The sequence below is a fragment of the Bradyrhizobium sp. USDA 3262 genome (assembly GCF_054060035.1).
In genome coordinates this window covers 486,626-503,384 of record NZ_JBSSCT010000001.1, presented here as the reverse complement: position 1 = coordinate 503,384, position 16,759 = coordinate 486,626, and the positions used below count along the sequence as shown (strand labels likewise).

At 63.1% G+C, this 16,759-nt stretch carries 10 protein-coding genes; 8 read left to right on the top strand and 2 right to left on the bottom strand.

Annotated elements, in window-relative coordinates; translation table 11 throughout:
• Positions 1-84: 84 nt before the first annotated feature.
• From ACVWYP_RS02380 to ACVWYP_RS02355, 6 genes are all read left to right on the top strand, one after another.
• Positions 85-960 (top strand): branched-chain amino acid ABC transporter permease, encoded by an 876-nt coding sequence (locus ACVWYP_RS02380; RefSeq protein WP_018269126.1) that lies wholly within the window; start codon positions 85-87, stop codon positions 958-960.
• A gap of 10 nt (positions 961-970) precedes the next feature.
• Positions 971-2,122, top strand: a complete 1,152-nt coding sequence (locus tag ACVWYP_RS02375; protein WP_304497590.1) for a branched-chain amino acid ABC transporter permease — start codon at positions 971-973, stop codon at positions 2,120-2,122.
• Positions 2,119-2,877, top strand: a complete 759-nt coding sequence (locus ACVWYP_RS02370) for an ABC transporter ATP-binding protein (RefSeq protein ID WP_028336610.1) — start codon at positions 2,119-2,121, stop codon at positions 2,875-2,877. The genes ACVWYP_RS02375 and ACVWYP_RS02370 overlap by 4 nt, the downstream gene beginning before the upstream one ends.
• 10 nt (positions 2,878-2,887) lie before the next feature.
• Entirely contained in the window at positions 2,888-3,667 is a 780-nt protein-coding gene (locus ACVWYP_RS02365) for an ABC transporter ATP-binding protein (RefSeq protein ID WP_304497589.1), read from the top strand.
• Between the two features lie 147 nt (positions 3,668-3,814).
• Positions 3,815-5,653, top strand: coding sequence for an AMP-dependent synthetase/ligase (locus ACVWYP_RS02360; RefSeq protein ID WP_304497588.1), 1,839 nt, complete (start codon positions 3,815-3,817; stop codon positions 5,651-5,653).
• An 81-nt stretch (positions 5,654-5,734) separates the two neighbouring features.
• Positions 5,735-6,934, top strand: coding sequence for an ABC transporter substrate-binding protein (locus ACVWYP_RS02355; RefSeq protein ID WP_016846826.1), 1,200 nt, complete (start codon positions 5,735-5,737; stop codon positions 6,932-6,934).
• Positions 6,935-7,082: 148 nt separating this feature from the next.
• Here the strand turns inward: ACVWYP_RS02355 and ACVWYP_RS02350 are convergent, their stop codons facing one another.
• The gene (locus ACVWYP_RS02350; RefSeq protein WP_304497587.1) at positions 7,083-7,832 is read right to left on the bottom strand and encodes a transglutaminase-like cysteine peptidase; all 750 of its coding nucleotides are present in this window, start codon (positions 7,830-7,832) and stop codon (positions 7,083-7,085) included.
• A gap of 594 nt (positions 7,833-8,426) precedes the next feature.
• Here ACVWYP_RS02350 and ACVWYP_RS02345 point away from each other — a divergent pair.
• Both ACVWYP_RS02345 and ACVWYP_RS02340 read left to right on the top strand, forming a co-directional pair.
• A complete protein-coding gene (locus ACVWYP_RS02345; RefSeq protein WP_304497586.1) occupies positions 8,427-12,575 on the top strand; it encodes a VCBS domain-containing protein in 4,149 nt (1,382 codons plus the stop codon).
• 100 nt (positions 12,576-12,675) lie between these two features.
• Positions 12,676-14,910, top strand: a complete 2,235-nt coding sequence (locus ACVWYP_RS02340) for a CHASE2 domain-containing protein (protein ID WP_304497585.1) — start codon at positions 12,676-12,678, stop codon at positions 14,908-14,910.
• A gap of 166 nt (positions 14,911-15,076) precedes the next feature.
• Here the strand turns inward: ACVWYP_RS02340 and ACVWYP_RS02335 are convergent, their stop codons facing one another.
• A complete protein-coding gene (locus ACVWYP_RS02335; RefSeq protein WP_304497584.1) occupies positions 15,077-16,684 on the bottom strand; it encodes an ABC transporter substrate-binding protein in 1,608 nt (535 codons plus the stop codon).
• Positions 16,685-16,759: the final 75 nt, after the last annotated feature.

The following is a 16,759-nucleotide window of genomic DNA, read 5'->3' as shown; positions in this document are numbered from 1 at the left end:
CTTTCAGCGCTCCAGACACAAGGGCGTGAAGGCGGGATGCAACGAGCGATCGGATAAGAATCGCTGGGCATCGGGGAGGGAACGATGCTGGACTTTGTTCAGCAGCTCGTCAGCGGCATCGCGCTCGGCTGCGTTTACGGCCTGATCGCGCTCGGCTTCGTGCTGGTCTACAAGGCAACCGAGGTCGTCAATTTCGCGCAAGGCGATTTGATGATGCTTGGCGGCTTTTTCGCCTTCACCTTCATCGGCATGCTCGGGCTGAATTACTGGGTCGGGTTCGCCGGCGCGGTGATCTGCATGGCGCTGTTCGGCATGCTGGCCGAGCGGCTCGTGGTGCGGCCGATCCTCGGCTATCCACAGTTCTCCATCATCATGGCGACGATCGGGCTCGGCTATTTCCTGCGCTCGATCTCCGGCATGATCTGGGGCACCGACGACTTCAAGATCGAGACGCCGTTCAGCCAGGGCGTCCTGAGGATCGGCAGCCTGGTGCTCGCCTACGACAAGCTGTCGGTGATCGCGGCGACCATCATCCTGTGCGCGCTGCTCTATCTGTTCTTCAACCGCACCACGCTCGGCACGGCGATGCGCGCCAGCTCCGAGAACATGCTGGCTGCCTATTACATGGGCATTCCGGTCAAGCGGGTGGTCTCGATCGTCTGGGCGATCTCGGCCGCGGTCGCGACCTGCGCCGGCGTGCTGCTGGCGCCGATCACCTTCATTCATTCCAATGTCGGCCTGGTGCTGGGGTTGAAGGCGTTTCCGGCCGCGGTGCTCGGCGGCTTCGGCTCGATCCCGGGCGCCGTGGTCGGCGGCGTCCTGATCGGCGTGATCGAGAGCATGGCCGGCTTCTATTTGCCGCAGGGATGGAAGGACGTCGCGCCCTACATCGTGCTGCTCGCGGTGCTGCTGCTCAAGCCCGAAGGCCTGTTCGGCCTTCATGTCCGCAAGAAAGTCTGAGGAGCAACACATGCGGTTTCTCTTCAAGACCGATTACGAAGACGACATCAAGCTGTTCCCGCATTCGGGCTACATCTATTCCTACGGCTTGTTGCTGGCGGTGCTGCTGATCGCGCCTTACGTGCTCTCGAGCTATCTGATGAGCCAGCTCGTCTTCGTCTGCATCTACGCGACCGTCGGCGTCGGGCTCTTGATCCTGACCGGCTTCACCGGACAGGCCTCGCTCGGCCATGCCGCGTTTCTGGCGATCGGCGCCTACACCGCGGCCTATCTGCAGCAGTTCAATGTGCCGTTCCCGGTCTATTTCCTCGCCGCGGGGCTGTTGACCGGCGTGGTCGGCGCGCTGGTCGGATTTCCGGCGCTGCGGCTGCAGGGCATCTATCTGGTGATCGCGACGATCTCCTTTGCGTTCATCGTCGAGGAGATCCTGGCGCGCTGGGAAAGCGTCACCAACGGCAATGAGGGCATGCGGGTCAAGACCATGCAGCTGCTCGGCACCACGGTGTCGCGCGATGGCCCGACGTTCTATTACCTCTGTCTTGCCGTGCTGGTGCTGACCATCGTCGGCACGCTCAATCTGCTGCGCTCGCCGACCGGGCGCGCCTTCGTCGCGATCCGCGACAGCGAGACTGCGGCGCGCAGCATGGGCATCAATGTCGCGCTCTACAAGGTGAAGTCGTTCGCGATCTCGGCGGCGATCACCGGTTTTGCCGGCGTGCTGTTCGCGCACAAGCTCTCCTTCATCTCGCCCGAGATGTTCACCCTGCAGCTTTCGATCGAGTTCATCATCGTGATCCTGATCGGCGGCACGTTCAGCCTGCACGGCGCGGTGCTGGGCGCGATCTTCCTGGTCATGATCGATCCGTTCCTGACCTATCTGAAGGACGATATGCCCGGCGTGATCGGCGGCGTCGCTGCGACCCTCGGCGCCGGCTCCGAGCGCGCGGGCCACATCCAGGACGCGGTCGCAGCCTTCGCCTCCGCCAACGGACTGAAGGGCGCGATCTACGGCATCATCATCGTGCTGTTCGTGCTGTTCGAGCCGCTCGGACTCTACGGCCGCTGGCTCAAGATCAAGCTCTTCTTCCAGCTGTTCCCGCTCTACAAGCGCGCGACCTTCAAGCGGCAGAAGATCTACGTGAAATCGGAGCGGAACAGATGAGCTATTTCCGCGCCGAGAACCTGTCGCTGCATTTCGGGGGCCTCAAGGCGGTCGATGCGGTCAGCTTCGCGGTCGAGAAGGGCGAGATCCTCTCGATCATCGGGCCCAACGGCGCCGGCAAGAGCTCGATCTTCAACCTGATCTCGCGGATCTACCCGCCGACCTCCGGCAAGATCTTCTTCGAGGATCAGGACATCACCCAGGAGCCGGCCTACGACATCGCGAAGCTCGGCATCGCGCGCACCTTCCAGAACATCGAGCTGTTCGAGAACGCGACCGTGCTGAGCAATCTCCTGGTCGGCCGCCATCGCCATTCCACCACCCGGCTCTGGCAGGAGCTATTGTTCCTGCCGAGCGTTCGCGCCGGCGAGAAGGCGCATCGCCGCCGCGTCGAGCAGGTGATCGAGTTTCTCGATCTCGAGCCCTACCGCGACAAGCTGATCTCGGGACTGCCTTACGGCGTGCGCAAGGTGATCGAGCTGGCGCGGGCGCTGTGCTCGGAGCCGAAGCTGATCCTGCTCGACGAGCCGTCCTCCGGACTCAATGTCGAGGAGACCGACGACATGTCGTTCTGGATCCGCGACATGAAGAGCGAGCTCGGCATCACGGTGCTGATGGTCGAGCACGACATGACGCTGGTCAACCGCGTCTCCGACCGCGTCATCGCGCTGAACTACGGCCGCGTGCTGGCGATGGGCTCGCCGTCCGAGGTGCAGCACCATCCCGACGTCGTCGCAGCGTATCTCGGCGCATGAGGATGATGCCATGAGCACAGCGGACATCATCCTGAAGCTCTCCAACATCGAAAGCTATTACGGGCCGATCATGGCGATCCGCGGCATCAGCCTTGAGGTGCCGCGCGGCCGGATCGTGACGCTGCTCGGCGCCAATGGTGCTGGCAAGACCACGGTCTTGAAGACGATCTCCGGCATCCTCGACCCGCAGAAGGGCTCGATCGAATTCCTCGGCAAGCCGATCCAGCGCATGGAGGCCGACCGGATCGTGCGGCTCGGCCTCAGCCACGTGCCGGAGGGGCGCGAGGTGTTTCCGTTCCTGTCGGTACGCGAAAACCTGATGATGGGCGCCTATCTGCGCAAGGACCGCGACGGTGTGGCGCAGGACCTCGAGCGCGTCTACGGCTATTTTCCACGGCTGAGGGAGCGGCTCGGCCAGCCGGCCGGGCAGCTTTCGGGCGGCGAGCAGCAGATGCTGGCGATCGGGCGGGCGCTGATGAACCGGCCGACGCTGCTGCTGCTCGATGAGCCGTCGCTCGGGCTGTCGCCGATCCTGGTGAAGGAGATCTTCACCATCATCCGCCGCGTCAATGAGGAGCAGGGCATGTCGATCCTGCTGGTCGAGCAGAATGCCAAGATCGCGCTGGAGACGGCGCATTACGGCTATGTGCTGGAGATCGGCCGCATCGTCATGAACGATACCTGCGAGCGGCTGATGAATTCACCCGATATCCAGGAATTCTATCTCGGCGCCAAGGAAGCGGGCGCGCGGGGCGAGCGGCGCTGGAAAAAGAAGAAGACGTGGCGTTGAGAAGGACTTGGCGCTGAAGAAGGCTCGCGTCGACGAAAGTCGACGCTGCGTTGAGAGAGGGTTGGAGCTAGATTTCAGGCTTGGCTCGCAAACAAGACCGGCACAACAACCCGGCGCGCGAGGCAGGCGGCATAGGAGGGAGCGCGCATGGCAGGACCAGCGGTGCTGACGGTTGCCGACACGATCGCGAGGAGCTTTTTGCTCGCGGTTCAGACGCGTGGCGACAGGCCCGCGATCCGCGAGAAGAAGTTCGGCATCTGGCAACCGACCAGCTGGCGCGAATGGCTGCAGATTTCCAAGGACATCGCCTTCGGCCTGCAGGCGACCGGCTTTCGCCCCGGCGACGTTGGCTCGATCATCGCCAACGCGGTGCCGGAATGGGTCTATGCCGACATGGGCATCCTGTGCGCCGGCGGCGTCTCGTCCGGCATCTATCCGACCGATTCGGCGGCGCAGGTCGAATACCTCATCAATGATTCCCACACGCGGGTGATCTTTGTCGAGGACGAGGAGCAGCTCGACAAGGTGCTGACCTGCCGCTCGCGCTGTCCGACGCTGGAGAAGATCGTCGTGTTCGACATGGAGGGCCTCTCCGGCTTCTCCGATCCGATGGTGCTGTCGCTTGCCGAATTCACCGCGCTCGGCCGCAACCATGCCCAGGGCAACGATGCCTTGTGGGACGAGATGACCGGCAGCCGCACCGCCTCCGACCTCGCGATCCTGGTCTACACCTCCGGCACCACGGGCCCGCCCAAGGGCGCGATGCACTCCAATCGCAGCGTGACGCACCAGATGCGCCACGCCAACGATCTCTACCCCTCGACCGACAGCGAGGAGCGGCTGGTGTTCCTGCCGCTCTGCCATGTCGCCGAGCGGGTCGGCGGCTATTACATCTCGCTCGCGCTGGGGTCGGTGATGAATTTCGCCGAGAGCCCGGAGACGGTGCCGGACAATCTGCGCGAGGTGCAGCCGACTGCGTTCCTCGCGGTGCCCCGGATCTGGGAGAAGTTCTATTCCGGCATCACCATCGCGCTGAAAGATGCGACCCCGTTCCAGAACTGGATGTACGCCCGTGCGCTCGCGATCGGCAACCGGATGACCGAGTGCCGGCTGCAGGGCGAGACGCCGCCGCTGTCGTTGCGGCTCGCCAACCGCGCGGCCTATTGGCTGGTGTTCCACAACATCCGCCGCATGCTCGGGCTCGACCGCTGCCGGATCGCATTGACCGGCGCCGCGCCGATCTCGCCGGATCTGATCCGCTGGTATCTCGCGCTCGGCATCGACATGCGCGAGGTCTACGGCCAGACCGAGAATTGCGGCGTTGCGACCATGATGCCGGCGGACCGCATCAAGCTCGGCTCGGTTGGCAAGGCCGCGCCCTGGGGCGAGGTGATGATCTGCCCGAAGGGCGAGATCCTGATCAAGGGCGACTTCCTGTTCATGGGCTATCTCAACCAGCCGGAGAGGACCGCCGAGACGATCGACGCGAAGGGCTGGCTGCACACCGGTGACGTCGGCACGATCGACAATGAAGGCTATGTCAAGATCACCGATCGGATGAAGGACATCATCATCACCTCCGGCGGCAAGAACATCACGCCGTCCGAGATCGAGAACCAGCTCAAATTCTCGCCCTATGTCTCGGACGCGGTCGTGATCGGCGACAAGCGGCCGTATCTCACCTGCCTGATCATGATCGACCAGGAGAATGTCGAGAAGTACGCCCAGGATCACGACATCCCCTTCACCAATTACGCGAGCCTGTGCCGCGCCCGCGAAATCCAGGATCTGATCCAGCGCGAGGTCGAGGCGGTCAACGTGAAGTTCGCGCGCGTCGAGACCGTCAAGAAATTCTATCTGATCGAGCGCCAGCTCACGCCCGAGGACGAGGAGTTGACGCCGACCATGAAGCTGAAGCGCAGCTTCGTGAACAAGCGCTACGCCGCCGAGATCGACGCGATGTATGGCGAGCGGGCGGTGGCATAGCCGAGGAGAAGGAAATTGGCGAGGGAGCGAGCAGGCCCGACCCTTCGCTCAACATGGGCCTTTGTTAAGGAGGAGACTGCAATGTCGAAATCGCTGAAGGCGCTGGGCCTTGCGGTGAGCGCGCTGGCGCTGACCTGTCTGCCGGCCGCAGCCCAGACCAAGGTCACCAATGAAGGCATCTCGCCGACCGAGATCGTGATCGGAACGCACCAGGACTTGTCCGGCCCGATCAAGGTCTGGGGCGTTCCGGTGTCCAACGGCATGAAGATGGCGGTCGAGGAGATCAACGCCGGCGGCGGCATCAACGGCCGCAAGATCAAGATGATCCTGGAGGATAATGGCTACGATCCGAAGAAGGCGGTGCTGGCCTCGCAGAAGATGGTCGAGCGCGACAAGGTGTTCGCGATGATCGGACCGATGGGCTCGCCGACCGTGCTCGCCGCGCAGGACGTCCTGTTCGATGCCGGCGTGCTGCAGCTGTTCCCGCTGACGGCTGCCGAATTCACCTTCAAGTTCGATCCCGCCAAGCCGCAGGAGCGGCTGAAGTTCAACAACCTCCTGCCCTATGTCGAGAGCACGCGCGCCGCGCTCAAATACATGATGGAGTGGAAGAACTTCAAGAAGCCCTGCATCATGCATCAGGATGACGAGTACGGCAAAAACGTGCTCGACGGCTTCACCCAGCAGCTCGGCGCGATGAAGGTGCAGCCGGCCTCGGTCACGAGCTACAAGCGCGGCGCCTCCGACTTCTCGGCGCAGGTCGCCAAGATGAAGGCCGACGGCTGCGACCTCGTCGTGCTCGGCACCGTGATCCGCGAGACCATCGGCGCGATGAACGAAGCGAAGAAGCTCGGCTGGGACGTGACCTTCCTCGGCGCCACCCCGACCAACGTGCTCGAAGTGCCGGCGCTCGGCAAGGAAGCCGTCGAAGGGCTCTATGCGGCGTCGGGCTTCGAGATTCCCTACGAGGACACGGCCAAGGGCAAGGTGAAGGACTGGCTGGTGAACTACAAGAAGATGTTCAACACCGACGCCAATACCCAGGCGATCATCGGCTACAACGCGGTGATGACCTTCGCCTTCTACGCGCAGAAGGCGGGCAAGGATCTCACCGGCCAGAAGATGCTGGACTCGCTGGAGTCAGGCGACAAATTCCTCGACATCTTCAGCTCGCCGCCGACCAAGTTCTCCAAGACGGACCATCTCGCCAACACCATCACACAGGTGCAGCAGGTCAAGGGCGGCCGCTGGGTGCTGGTGAAGGACAATCTGATGTTCTGAGGGGGGCGGGACATTCCTCCAGACCGTTCTGGGATGGTGCGTTAGCACCAGACCTGGTGCGCAGTTGCGCACCGGGGAACCTCGAGATTCCCCAATTCGCAATTGCGAATTGGGGTTCGATGCTTCGCATCGCCCCGGAATGACGCAGTCAGTTACCGCGCCGCCGGCCGCCACGCGGCCTCAGCGACGAGCGGGCATCGACATAGCGGCTGACTCCATGCTGGTCGATCACAAAGGTCGGCCGAAAACTCCTGATGTCGGCGTCCTCGATCATCGCCATGCGGCGGTTGTCGAGCGTCAGCCAGCGGCCGTCGAGCCGCGCCGCGACCACCGCATGGTCCTCGCCGCCGACGAGGTCATGCAGGACGACGATCCGCAAATCTTCCGGCGCCACGCCGGCCTTGCGCAGCGCCACCAATTTCGCGATCGCATAGTCCTCGCAATCGCCGCTGCCGCGGGCGAATGTGGCGAGCGGCGTCGTCCAGACGTCGGGCTCGCCATAGGCCGCAAGATCGCTGCCCGGACGGATCGCAAGGTTGATCGCGCGGTTGATCTCGCCGAGCCGGGCGCGACCCTGACGCGCCCGTCCGGCATCGACGATCGCCAGGAATCGCAGCGCCGCCGGCGACGCACAGCCGGCGCGGTCGCTCTCGCAGGCTGCCAATTGCTCCAATTCGTCGGCGAGCTGGCGCTGCACGCCGAGCCATTTGTCGTACAGGCCGCCGTCGGCAAGCAGACTGGTCGTCAGGCCGAACGGCTCGGTCGACTTTCTGATCAGCGTCGCCGGACCGGGCGAGAGCAGCGAAGCGGCATTGAGCTCGGCAACCGGCGCGGCCAGCGCCAGGCCAAAACCCAGCATCACGGCGCGCAGCGCAAGCGGGCGAAGCGAGAATCTCATCTGACACCCCCTGTCCGCTCATCGGCGGGTGGATATTGCACCGCGCACGCGACCGGATCGTTTCATGCCGGGCAGCATGGCGAACGATCCCTTCGAATCGACTTAAGATGTGGGGAATCAGGGGAAGAGGCTAAAGGGCGCCTGCTTGGGGTCCCGAAAACTTTACCGGTTTGTGAAAGGAAGCGGCGAACCTTTTTCCACTGCTTTGCAACTCATCCTTGCCTTCTGGTTAACCCGCCGGTCCGCGCACGGGACCGCTGTGATTTGTAAGCTAAGTCACAGCTTTGGCCGGGAAATTGGGGTCAAATGCCCGCTCTGGGCTAAGGGGAAATAGAGGCAAGTACAGAAATGCCAATCAATACCACGAATACGTGGCTCAGTACGTATCTTGGCTTAAATCCCACCTTATGGTACCGTCAATCGAATCGCAATTACACGGCTCTTCACAGCGTGAGCCAAGTCACATCCAGTCAAACCGCACTTCAGGACCACCTTGCGCAAGCACAGAGTGGTTTCGCCAAGCTTTATCCGATGATATGCAGGCATAATCATTCGGATATTTTAACAATATTAACTCTCGTGCGGTGATCCGCAGTGAACTTTGTCGAGAAATTCGACGGCCTGTTGCCGAACACGGACGCTTATGCCCGTGGATACGTGCACGTCGACAGTGTCTCCACGCTTGCTCCGCCCGGCGCGATCGTCGTCGACGACGGGCAATTGCTGTTCACCGGCGACTTCAAGCGGACCGGGCTCGATCTCGTCATCGCGAAGGACGATCGGGAACTCGTCCTGCACGACTACTTCAAGGGCGAAAAGCGCGCGCCGCTGGCGTCGCCTGACGGCGCGCATCTCACCGGCGATCTTGTCAACGCACTCACCGGCTATACCCAATATGCCCAGGCCGGCGGCGCGGCGGAGCCGGCCAAGGTCATCGGCCATGTCACCAAGCTGACCGGGAACGCCACTGCCATCCGCAATGGCGTCGCGATCGTCCTGAACCAGGGCGACAACGTCAACAAGGGTGACGTTGTGCAATCCGGCGGCGACTCGACGCTCGGCATCACCTTCATCGACGGCACCGTGTTCGGTCTCGGACCGAACGCCAAGATGGTGCTGAACGAAATGATCTACGACCCGAACGGGTCGAGCAATTCGTCGCTGATGAGTCTGGTCTCGGGCACGATCTCCTTCGTGGCCGGCGCGACCGCCAAGCACGGCGACATGAAGGTCGATACGCCGGTCGCGACCATGGGCATCCGCGGTACCGCGGTGCTGGTCGAAATCGATTTCGACGTGCAGGGCACCGGCGGCGTGCCGCCGGCCAAATTCCAGGTGCTGGTCGAGCCCGACGGCACCACCGGCTCCTACATCCTGTTCGACAAGACGACGCTCAATCCGATCGCGACCGTCGATCAGGCCGGCACCCAGACCATCGTCAACGGCCAGGGCAGCGTCAGCTTCGTCTCGTCGGCGCAACTGTCGACCGATGCGCAGAAGCTCATCTCCGACGTGTTCGCGCTGAAGTTCACCGACAACAACAATCCTAACACCAAGCTCACGACGAACTTCACGGACAGCGTCGTGCCGGTGTCGACCAGCTTCAAGCTCACCAGCAGCGACAGTGGCGCGCCGATCATCATTCTGCTGACCTTCGTCAACACGACCGGACCTCAGGCCGGCGGCGCTCCCAACAGCAGGCTCGATCACATCCCGGGGCCGCCGCAAGTCGTGACCCAGGACGCGGTGTTTACCGAGCGGTCGGGGCTGACCCAGAGCGGGCTGTTCGACACCGCGACGGGCCAGATCAAATGGCTGGACCTCAATGTCGGTGACACGCCGAGTGCGAAGGTCGACTATTCCGCGCTCAGCTACCGGGACGCCAACGGCAGCGACGTCACCTCATCGCTGACGGCGGCGCAGCTTGCGGCCATCAAGGCCGTCGAGATCCCGTTGCTGCTCGAGCCCAATCCGAACAACAAGAATGCCGGTTCGGCGACCTGGACCTACAACCTTGCCGACAGCGCGTTCGACTTCCTGGCCGCCGGCGAAACGCTGACGCTGACCTATGTCGCGCGCGTGGATAACAATTTCGCGCCGAACAACGAGACCACGTTCAAGACCTTCACCATCACGATCACCGGCACCAACGACACGCCGGTGGTGACGTCCTCGGCGCAGGCCGGTTCGATCACCGAACTCGCCGCAACGACGAATTCCACCCAGCCTGATACTGCGCATGGCACGCTGACATTTGCCGATGCGGATCTGACCGACACGCATACGGTCACCATCACCGGCGTCACCGCGACCGGCGTCACCAGCGGACTTGCCAGCCATGCCACCGTGCTGAGCTGGCTGTCGCTGGGCGCGCCGACCGATTCGACCGATGGCGTGACGGGATCGCGCTCCTGGACGTTCTCGTCTGCCGACAGAAGCTTCGACTATCTCGCCACCGGCGAGACGCTGACGCTGACCTACACGATCCAGATCGACGACCATCAGGGCGGCGTCGTCACGCTGCCGGTCACCATCACGATCGTCGGCACCGACGACAGGCCGGTGATCACCTCGCCGACCCAGGCGGCCGCCATCACTGAAGCCGAGGAGACGACCGGTTCGGTCGTGCCGGATACCGCATCCGGTACCGTGACCTTCGTCGATGTCGATCTCAGCGACACCCACAGCGTCACCGTGGCCGGCGTCACCGAAACGGGCGTTATCACAGGGCTTCCCGATCAGGCGACGATACTGGGCTGGATGTCGCTCGGCACGCTGACGGATTCGACCGGCGGCGTAACCGGATCGCGCGCCTGGACCTTCTCGGCCGCCGACGAGAGTTTCGACTATCTCGCGGCCGGCGAGAAGCTGACCTTGACCTATCTGATCCAGGTCGACGACCATCACGGCGGTGTCGTCACCCAGCCCGTCACCATCACCATCACGGGCACCAACGACGCGCCAGTGGTCGCGGCCGACGTCTCCAGCAAAGCCGGCGTGCACGAGATCACCGAGCTTCCTGAGACGACCGGTGACACCGCTGATTCTGACAACGCAGTTGGTTCGTTGGCCTTCACCGATGTCGATCTGAGTGATCGCCATACGGTCAGCTATTCCGCACCAAGCTTCAGCTGGTCGGATGCTAGCCAGCAGCTGACCTTGACCGCGGATCAGCGGGACGCGTTGACGGCGGCGAGCCACCTTACCCTGACGCTCAGCGACAGCACAGGCAGCGGTCATGGCGCGGTGGACTTCAATTATAGCGCTGTCGATGCAAGCTTCGATTTCCTCGCTCTGGGCGAGACGCTGACGGTCACCTACGACATCACGGTCACCGACAACAACCACGTGTCCTCGACCCAGCCGGTGACGATCAGGATCATCGGGTCCAACGACGCGCCGACGCTCGCCAACGTCAATGCTGGTACGCTCACCGATACCGCGGCCGACGACAGCTTCGGCCCGCTCACTGGCACGCTGCATGGCAACGATGTCGATCACGGCGAGACCGCGACGCTGACCTATGCGGCCGTGAACAATGACGTCCCGACCCTGGACGTCGCGATCAAGGGCCTGTACGGCTCGCTCACCGTCCATGCCGACGGTACCTACACCTATGTTCCGGACGCGATCGCGATAAATGCGCTCGCCGAAGGCACCTATGCCGACACCTTCGATATCGAGACCATCGATGCGCATGGCGCCGTCGGCGCAGCACAACTGACAATCGACGTTGTAGGGGCAAACGATGCGCCCGTGACGACGGACGACGTGGCCACCACTTTCGGGAGCACCGGCAGCGTCACCGGCAACCTGCTCAGCAACGACAGCGATGCCGAACACGATACGCTCTCGATTGCCGGCGTCGGGCACGATGCGGCGGTGGACCATCAGTTCATGGTCGATGGCCTTTATGGCGAGCTGGTCGTCGATCCGGTGACCGGCGCTTATACCTACACGCTCGGGGTCACGGCCGCGCAGATTACGGCGATCGCTGCCCTGCCTCACGGCACCAGCGCGGTGGACCAGTTCACCTATACGGCCTTTGACGGCGCGCTCGGAACTGTCGGGCATCTGACGGTGACGGTCAATGGCGACGACGCGCCCGTGATCCAGACCGATAACATCGGCGTGCTGCACAATTCCGACGGGACCGACACGATTACTGGCCTGACGGCGACGGATGCCGATGCAGGCGCCGATGAGATTTTCAACCTGACAGCGGCGACTGATGGCAAGAGCAGCAGTACCGTCGCTCCCTCGTCCCACGCGGGCGACCTGGCCGGTATCAATGCCACGCTCTCAGCGGGCCTTACCTATGATCCGGGCGAATTCGCGCCCTCCACCGATATGGTCACGCTCACAGTGGCCGACGGGTACGGCGCGACCGACAAGGTCAATCTGATCTTCAACGTCCAACAGGATCGGCCAGAGCCCGTGATGCTGACCGGGACCGGCGACAAGGACATATTCTTTGGGTCGGACTACCAGGACAAGTTCGTGTTTGCGCCGAACTTTAACCACGACACGATCCTGAACTTCACGCCAGGCCAGGACCAGATCGACCTGTCCACGGTCGTCTCGGCAAGCACCTTTAGTACCTGGTTCGATCAGCATGTTGCGACATCGCCGACGAACTCGGCGGATACGCTGATCACGGTCGACGGCGCAGACACGATCACATTGCACAATGTCGCCAAGGCGAGCCTGTCCCAGAACGACTTCATCATTCATTTTACGTGACGGACGCGCGGCCGTGCCGCCGCGGGTCTGGCCCGGCTGATTGTGCACTGCGCATGCTTGCTCGATTGGAACAATTCCGCGCGCGTGATATCCAGATGGCATGAAACGGCTGAAGGCGATACGCAGGTGGTTCGCACGGCGCTTCGGCTATGCGCGGCTGGTCTGCGTGGCGCTGTTGATCGGCATTGCCGCGCTGCGGATCGTGGATCCGGCTCCGGTCCAGGAGCTTCGCGTCAGGACGTTTGACACATTCCAGGCGCTGCAACCGCGCCAAAAGACCGCGCGGCCTGTCACCATCGTCGACATCGACGAGAAGAGCCTCGCCGATCCCCGGCTCGGACAGTGGCCGTGGCCACGGACGCGGCTCGCCGACATCGTCACCAATCTCACCCGGCTCGGCGCCGTGGTGATCGCGTTCGACGCGGTGTTCTCCGAGCCGGACCGTCTCAACCCCGATATCGCCGCCGATACCTTCAGCAGCCTCGATGAGGAGATGCGCGCGAGACTGCGGCAGCTGCCGAGCAACGACAGCATCATGGCCGAAGCCATCAAGAACTCGCGCGTGGTGCTCGGCGAATCGGGCGGGCCCAACGTGCGCGCCGACCTCAACGAAAAGCTTCCGGTCACCGGACTTGCGATGCTCGGCGAGGAGCCGCAGCCTTTCATGTTCATGTTCCCGGGGTTGCTGCGCAACGTGCCGGTGCTCGAGGAGGCGGCTGCCGGGCGCGGCCTGTTCACGATCAGGCCGGAGCGCGACGGGATCGTCAGGCGCGTGCCGATGATCATGGTGGCGCAGGGCATCACCATGCCGTCGCTGAGCTTCGAGATGCTGCGGGTGGCGAGCGGCTCGGGCACGATCCTGATCAAGGCCGACAAGGCCGGTATCAAGAGCCTGGGTCTCAAGGGCTTTGCGATCCCGACCGATCTCCACGGCCAACTCTGGATCCACTACGCCCGCCGCGATCCCTCGATCTATGTCTCGGCCGTCGATGTGCTGGACGGGCGCGTCTCACCGGACCGAATTGCCGGCAAGCTGATCGTGATCGGCACCTCGGCGATCGGGCTGAACGACATCAAGACGACGCCGGTGACGCCGGCGATGCCCGGTGTCGAGGTCCACGCCCAGGTGCTGGAGAGCGCGCTGACCGGCGACGTCGTTTCGCAGCCGAACTACGGCATCGGCATCGAGTTCTTCGCCGCGCTGATCATGGGGCTCCTTGTCATCGCCTTCGCGCCGAAGTTCGGTCCGATCACGCTGGTCGCCGTCGGCGGGATGTTCGCCTCCGTGCTGATCGGCACGTCCTGGTATTTCTATTCCCAGCACCGGCTGCTGATCGACTTCACCTATCCGCTGATGTCGACCACGGCGATCTATCTCACGCTGATCTTCTCCGCCTTCGTGCGCGAGCAGCAGCAGCGCCGACAGATCAGGTCGCAATTCGTGCAGTACATGTCGCCCGCGCTGGTCGAGCAGCTGGCGCAGTCGCCGGAGCGGCTGGTGCTCGGCGGCGAGGAACGCGAGATGACCATCATGTTCTCGGACATGCGCGGTTTCACCTCGATCTCGGAAACCTACAAGAGCAATCCGCAGGGCCTCACGGCGCTGATGAACCGCTTCCTTACTCCGCTTTCCAACGCGATCCTCGCCCGCAAGGGCACCATCGACAAATATATGGGCGACGCCATCATGGCGTTCTGGAACGCGCCGCTTGACGACAAGCAGCACCAGCTCAACGCCTGCGATGCGGCGCTCGACATGCTGGAGCGCGTCGACGACCTCAACCGTGAGCGCGAGCAGGAGGCGAAGGACGGTGGCCACGTCTATGTGCCGCTCAACATCGGTGTCGGTCTCAACACCGGCTCCTGCGTGGTCGGCAATATGGGCTCCGATGTGCGCTTCGACTATTCGGTGTTCGGCGACAGCGTCAATCTGGCCTCGCGGCTCGAGGGGCAGTCCAAGGAGTACGGCTTCCCGATCATTGTGGGATCGAAGACCGCGCTCGCGGTGAAGGAGAAGTTCGCGATCCTCGAGCTCGACTTCATCATGGTCAAGGGCAAGAGGGAGCCCGAGGTGATCTATGCGATTGCCGGCCGCGAGGATGTCGCGAACTCCGGCCGCTTCCAGCGGCTGCGCAACCTGACCATCGAGATGCTCGCCTGCTACCGCGGCCGCGATTGGGACGGCGCGCTCGCCGCGATCGAACGCGGCCGCAAGACCGACGAGGCGCAGACGCTGCAATATCTCTACCGCCTCTATGAGGCGCGCATTCGCGCGTTCCAGAAAGAGCCGCCGCCGCAAGACTGGGACGGCGCGTTTGCGTTGACGACGAAATAGGCGACGCAAACCCGCTGTCGTCCCGGTGAAGGCCGGGACCCATACGCCGCGGCCCGCGCAATGGGCAAGCGGCCAGACGGCTTTCCAACAACACCCCTTCGTGGTCATGGGTCCCGGCTTTCGCCGGGACGACGGCGGAGGGGTTTACCCGGCGACGACCAGCAACTTACTCCAGCCCGATCTGGGTCAGATCCTGGAACCAGTGCTGCGCCTGCACGAAGGTCTTCACCTTCGGCGACAGCGCGTGCGGATTGGTATCGTGCACCACCCACACCAGCGCGGCGTCGTCGACGATCAGCGCATGGGCCTGCGCCAGCAGTTCATCCTGCTTGGCGGTATCGAAGGTCTGCTTGGCCTCGTCGATCAGCGCATCGACCTTCGGGTTCTTGTAGCCGCCCCAGTTGACGCCGACGGGCGCCACTTGGCCGGAATGGAAGAACCGCACGATGGCATAGAGCGGATCCGACGTGACGTAGGCGATGTTGTTGGCGGTGATGCCGGCGTTCATCTCGTCCGCCGCGCCCTTGCGCCAGTGCGTATATAATGTCTCGAGCTCGACCACCTTGAAGTCGATGTCGATGCCGATCTCCTTGAAGCTCTGCTGCAGGAATTCGTTCATCGGCAGCGACAGCATCTGCCCGGTACCGCCCTGGGCGATGATGAAAGTCGCCTTCAACGGCTTGTCCTTCGAATAGCCGGCTTCCTCCACCAGCTTCTTCGCGGCCGCGAGGTCGTATTTCAGTTCGAACGTCGGCTTGCCGAACCACGGGCTCGACGGGTCGACCTGGCCCTTGGCGGGCTTGGCGAGGCCGTTCATCAGGCCAACCACCGCGTCGCGGTCGATCGCGAGGGTGAGCGCCTTGCGCAGGCGGATGTCGGTCCATGGCGAGCCCGGCAGCACGCTCAAGTGATAGTTCCAGACATGCGGTGTCACGTTGTCGACGATCCTCATGCCGGCGGCCTTGAGCTGCGGCACGGCGTCGGGCGCCGGCGTTTCGATCAGGTCGACCTGGCCGGCCAGCAGCGCGTTGGTGCGGGTCAGCGCTTCCGGCATCGGAATCAGGATCATCTTGTCGACCTTCGCAAGCCGCTTCTTGTCCCAATAGTCCGGGTTCTTCGTCAGTTCGGCGAGCTCGCGCGGCACCAGCTTGGTCAGCTTGAACGGACCGGTGCCGGAGGGCTGACTGGCGAATTTGTCCCAGTCCTTGCCGAGCTTTTCATATTGCGCGGGGCTCGAGACCAGGAACCAGAGCATCTGATAGGGGAAGAAGGAGTCGACGGTCTTGGTGGTGATCTCGATGGTGAAATCGTCGACCTTGGCGTAGCTCGCGACCGAGGGCAGGCGGGTCTTGACCTGCGCGCTCTGCCGCTTGTCGAATTGCGGCGCCTTGTCGTTCAGCACCTTGTCGAGATTCCAGATCACCGCGTCGGCATTGAAGTCGCTGCCGTCGTGGAACTTGACGCCCTTGCGCAGCGCGAAGCGCCATTTGGTCCTGTCGTTGTCGTCGACCTTCCATTCGGTCGCAAGCCCCGGCACCAGTTTGCCCGGCCGGTCGGCAACGTCCATCTCCCAGGCCACCAGCGGATCGTAAATCGTGTAGGCGGTGAACTGATAGGCGCCGGCGCCGCGATCGGGCTGGCCGGTCGTCAGCGGGATGTCGGCCATCGAGATGCCGTAGCGCACAATGGACTCTGCTTGCGCGGATTTCCCCGGCCAGCCCGCGGTCAGGGCAAGCGCCATTGCTGCCATCAGGATCAAATTGCGCGCACGCATATGAAGGCTCCGTTGGAAAGATGTCGGAGCCAAATCCTGCAAGCATGATGCCAGAATAGGCATCTTCGCTCCGTT